The organism is Endozoicomonas sp. ONNA2, assembly GCF_024606365.1.
GTDB lineage: Bacteria > Pseudomonadota > Gammaproteobacteria > Pseudomonadales > Endozoicomonadaceae > Endozoicomonas.
This window is the reverse complement of record NZ_JAHHPO010000134.1, coordinates 1-1,854: the sequence shown is the minus strand read 5'-3', so window position 1 is coordinate 1,854 and position 1,854 is coordinate 1. Positions and strand designations below refer to the sequence as shown.

Below are 1,854 nucleotides of genomic sequence, written 5' to 3'. Positions count from 1 at the left end.
GTCCGATGCCTTCTTCCCGTTCCGGGACGGTATTGATGCTGCCGCCAGTGCCGGTATTACCGCCGTCATCCAGCCTGGCGGCTCCATGCGCGACCAGGAAGTGATTGACGCCGCTAACCGGGCCGGCATAGCCATGGTGTTTACCGGCATTCGGCATTTCCGTCATTGATGGTTTGAACTGCAAAAGGCTGAAAAACAGGCCCAGCCTGCAAGAAAAATTTCCCGACAGAAATCACAAAAAACCGTTGCTAATTCTCTGTAGCTCAAAAAAGGACCCCCTTTATGAAAGTGCTGATCATCGGTAATGGCGGACGGGAGCATGCCCTGGCATGGAAAGCGGCCCAGGACGACCAGGTTACACAGGTGTTTGTCGCACCCGGTAATGCTGGCACCGCTTCTGAAAACAAAGTGTCCAATATTGCTATCGATGTACTGGATATTACCAGACTGGTTGAGTTTGCCCGGGCAGAAGGCATTGGCCTGACCATTGTCGGTCCGGAAGCGCCACTGGTGGCTGGGGTTGTTGACCAGTTTGAACAGGCAGGGCTGGCAATATTCGGCCCGTCACAGGCTGCGGCCCAGCTGGAAGGCTCCAAGGCCTTCACCAAAGATTTCCTTGCCCGCCATAACATTCCCACCGCCGCCTACCAGAACTTCACAGACATTGAACCCGCCAAGGCCTATGTTAAACAACAGGGTGCGCCTATTGTCGTGAAAGCGGATGGCCTTGCTGCCGGTAAAGGCGTGATTCTCGCCCAGACCGAACAGGAAGCGTTTGCTGCTATTGAGGACATGCTGGCAGGCAATGCTTTTGGTGAAGCGGGCCACCGCGTGGTGATTGAAGAGTTTCTGACTGGTGAAGAAGCCAGTTTTATCGTCATGGTGGATGGCAAAAACATCCTGCCCCTGGCCACCAGCCAGGATCACAAGGCCCGTAACAATGGCGATAAAGGGCCCAATACCGGTGGTATGGGAGCATATTCCCCTGCGCCGGTAGTAACTCAGGTGATTCATGACCGTGCCATGAAAGAGGTCATTATCCCAACGGTGCAAGGCATGGCCAGCGAAGGCATGCCATATAAAGGCTTTCTCTACGCCGGATTAATGATTGATGCCGATGGCACACCGAAAGTACTGGAATACAACTGTCGTTTTGGTGACCCGGAAACCCAGCCCATCCTGCTGCGCCTGAAGTCCAGCCTGGTAGCACTGTGCCTGGCCGGTACCCGTGGCGAGCTGGATAAGGTGGACGTTGAGTGGGACAGCCGCACCGCCCTTGGTGTGGTCATGGCCGCCGGTGGTTATCCTGAAGCCTACCGCAAGGGGGATGGAATCACGGGCATCGATAACGTCAGCAATGCCAAAGTCTTCCAGGCCGGAACCCGTGTTGAAGAGGGTAAGACCCTGACCAATGGCGGCCGGGTACTTTGTGTGACCGCCCTGGGTGATACGGTGCAGGAAGCGCAAGAGCTGGCCTATAAAGCGGTTAAGACCATCAGCTGGAAAGATGTTTACTACCGTACCGACATCGGCCACAGGGCTATCGCCCGTGAAAAGGCATAGTAATAGCGCTAATACCCATAGCCACACCTCCCGTCCCCATGCTTTCAGGCCCTGTGGGTCCCGCGTGGGAACGGGGTGCCACATTGCAAAAAGCCGGTTAATTTACTCCGCTGTCATTCCGTACAGGGATTGTACGGAACCCACCTTGCAGGGATAGCCAGCTTTAAGCGGCGTTCTACGGTAGACATTAAGCATCTGGCAGTGGCTGGCTACTGTTTGAACCACAAAGGACACATAGAGCACGAAGAAGAGCTTTTCTTTTCCTTTGTGCTCTTTGTGACCTTTGTGGTT

At 54.7% G+C, this 1,854-nt stretch carries 2 protein-coding genes and 1 pseudogene; 2 read left to right on the top strand and 1 reads right to left on the bottom strand.

Annotated features, from left to right (window positions below):
- Both purH and purD read left to right on the top strand, forming a co-directional pair.
- Window positions 1-169: pseudogene (purH, locus tag KDK14_RS02525) on the top strand (bifunctional phosphoribosylaminoimidazolecarboxamide formyltransferase/IMP cyclohydrolase); the annotation flags it as partial.
- Between the two features lie 113 nt (window positions 170-282).
- On the top strand, window positions 283-1,563 hold the full coding sequence (purD, locus tag KDK14_RS02520; RefSeq protein ID WP_257263448.1) for a phosphoribosylamine--glycine ligase: 1,281 nt from the start codon (window positions 283-285) through the stop codon (window positions 1,561-1,563).
- A 102-nt stretch (window positions 1,564-1,665) separates the two neighbouring features.
- Here the strand turns inward: purD and KDK14_RS02515 are convergent.
- Window positions 1,666-1,854, bottom strand: a 189-nt coding sequence (locus KDK14_RS02515) for a hypothetical protein (RefSeq protein WP_257263447.1), incomplete at its 5' end; no start/stop codon positions are given.